The sequence below is a fragment of the Anaerolineales bacterium genome (assembly GCA_022866145.1).
GTDB lineage: Bacteria > Chloroflexota > Anaerolineae > Anaerolineales > E44-bin32 > PFL42.
The window spans coordinates 1-2,761 of sequence record JALHUE010000168.1 but is presented as its reverse complement, the minus strand read 5'-3'; the positions used below and the strand labels follow the sequence as shown (position 1 = coordinate 2,761).

At 64.3% G+C, this 2,761-nt stretch carries 2 protein-coding genes; both read left to right on the top strand.

All coding sequences use genetic code 11. The features are described 5' to 3' along the window. The coding region (locus tag MUO23_05370; protein MCJ7512383.1) for a methionine adenosyltransferase domain-containing protein at positions 1 to 235 on the top strand (235 nt) is incomplete at its 5' end. Between the two features lie 1,040 nt (positions 236 to 1,275). Continuing rightward, positions 1,276 to 2,502, top strand: a complete 1,227-nt coding sequence (locus tag MUO23_05365) for a hypothetical protein (GenBank protein ID MCJ7512382.1) — start codon at positions 1,276 to 1,278, stop codon at positions 2,500 to 2,502. Positions 2,503 to 2,761 lie beyond the last annotated feature (259 nt).

Below are 2,761 nucleotides of genomic sequence, written 5' to 3'. Positions count from 1 at the left end.
CGAGACCTTCGGCACGGGCAGGCTTCCCGACGGCGAAATCATCGAGATCATCACCCGGCTGTTTGACCTGCGGCCTGGGGCCATCATTCGCGATCTCGATCTGCTGCGACCGATCTACCGGCAGACCGCCGCCTATGGCCATTTCGGCCGCGCCGACCTCAACCTGCCGTGGGAGCAGCTCGACCGTCTCGAGGCGATCCAGGCAGAAGCCTCCGTGGGAGCCACCGCCGGCTAAGGTCCTCGGAGCCTGACAAGCCCACCGGCCTGCTTGGGCAGGCCGGTTCGCTTTCTCGGCCGGCATGTGCCCATGCCGGTCATGTCCGGCCAGTGCGTAGGCTGGACGGCCCATCGGTCTTGACGTGACAGGGGCGCATCCGTCCGGGTGAGATGAATCGGATCGGTCGCCAGCCGCAGTCCGGTTTCGATCCCGAGCCCGGCCCGGTCACCCTAGCCCTAGCGGGCGAATTGACATCCTCAGCCGCCAGTGCTAACGTATTGACGATGTGGTTGAACGCGCCGAGACGTCTCCCCGGTCTGGTTTCTATTTCTGGTGGTCCCGCATCGGTAGTGGCTTGACGTAGCCGCGAATCGTGCCACTGGCACGGGTGCCGCGCCGCTGTGTGCTGAACTGCGTGTCCGCCGAGCCAGGAAGAATGAACGGACAACCAAGAGAGTTGGCGTTTCCCTTGCGAACACTGGGCGCAAGCACTCCTTGGCGGGTCCCCACGCCCGCAACGCCGCTCGGTCCGTCACTCCGAGACATGGCTTCCCCGCGAGTCAGCAGTCCCTCCGGAACTCGCACTTCGAATCGAGAGTTGGGGAGGAGTCATGAGCCAGCGACGTCTTGACCTTGCTCGGTCCCTGTCGTGTCTCATCCTGCCTGCTATGCTGGCGCTTCTGTCAGGATGCAACTTCCCTCTCGGAGACACTTGCGGCCCGGAGGAAATGACCGCTCCATCGGACCTGTCGCCGCGAGAGGGGGAAGTGGTCGATTCGGTGCTGCCGCCGCCGTATCTAACCTGGAGCAACAGCGCCGATTGTGAGCCAGAGAGCTTTAGGATCGAACTGAGGACTGTATCCGACCTACTAACTGGCGAGGTCGACGGCTCTCAGGCATGGTGGACTCCACCTACGCTCGAGACTCAAACTCACTACCACTGGCAAGTTGTGCCCGCATCCGGCTCACGGGATGGAGCCGCATCGGAATCCGCTTGGTTCCGCACCGGTCCTCTATGTGAAGAGGGTCACGTCGAAGGATACGCAGTCCCTCCCAGATTGACTGACCCTTCAAACGGAGGCGTCATTGACACACTGAGCTCCTTCCACACCTCGGAGGGGGAAGCGATCCCCGGGGTGATCGTGGATCTGGTTTGGGAAGATGACACGAACTGCCTGCCACCCGACGGCTACCACGTGGAGGTTTCCACCTCCCCGGGGTTCCCGCACGATCCGAGAACCCATGCCTGGAATGAGGAATCCGGCTTACACGCCATGTGGTTCATCGCCCCATGGGTGGAGTGGGAGGAGTGTCAGCGATACTACTGGAGGGTAACTGGCCTGATGCCGGAGCCTGAACACGATCAGACGTCAGAGACCTTCTCCTTCATCGTCAACACCGCAAGCCTCGCATGCCCGGCATTCGAGGTTGGCCCGGTCACCCTCGGTCCCGGCGTCGGCCTCCCGCCTCTCGGGCACGCTGCGATCACCGGCCACGTTTGGCACGACGAGTGCGCCGTACCGGAGGAGACGCCCGCTGTCACGCCTTCCGGGTGCATCTCCCTGCCGGACGGCGGCCTCGAAGCCAACGGTGTGCTGGATCCTAGCGAAGGGGGAATCGCGGGCGTGACGGTTCACCTCAGCCCCGGATCCTGCCCCGGCGATGCGGGCCCGACCGACGTCACCGATCCCAGTGGTCAATTCGGCTTCTACAACTTGGCGGCTGGCGACTACTGCGTTTGGATTGACGCCCTCGCCGATGGCAACGATGCTGTGCTGATCCCGGGCGGCTGGACCGCCCCGGAGCGCGGGGTCGAGAAAGCGGTTGCCAGTGTCACCCTCGCCAACGACGACGACATCCGTCGGAACCTTCTGTATGGATGGGACTTCCAATTCCTTCCGGCGCCGGCCCCGGCCACGCCGGCCGCCTCCATCCCCGCTTCCATCACAGCCCTCCAGAATGCCCACTGCCGCTTCGGGCCAAGCATGGTCTTCGATTCCGCCGCCATCCTGCAACCGGGCAACACGGCCCCCATCCAGGGGAGGAACCGCGAGAGCACGTGGTGGTTGGTCATGCCGTCCGGGCAGCGCCTCGGCTGCTGGGTCTGGGGCGGGGCGGTCGAGACCTCTGGGGACCTCAGCCAAGTCACTCAACGTGCGTCGCCGCCGACCCCTGAACCCACGCCGGAGCCCGAGGCCTGCTGGGTTTTCAACGCCCAGCAGCAACAGGTGTGCGTTGTGCCTTGTCCCGACAACGCCGTACCGGGAGGGTCGTGCGAACCCTAAGGACTGGACGAGAAGCGAGAATCCAGGCTGCGGGCCACGGCGCATGAGGCTAAGAGCGCGCCCTTCTCAGGCCTGCGGGGCATAGCTTCCGCTGGATCCACAGGCTGGATGACAATGGTTCCACCGGCCGAGTCGCTTTGACTTGTGCGACAGGCAACCGTATAATCCAGCCATGAACTTGCCCAGGCGCGCGACCCCGGAACCGCCGTCGTAGCCCATTGTCCTCAGTGGGTCTGGCCAGCGCCGTTCGCTCGTAGGT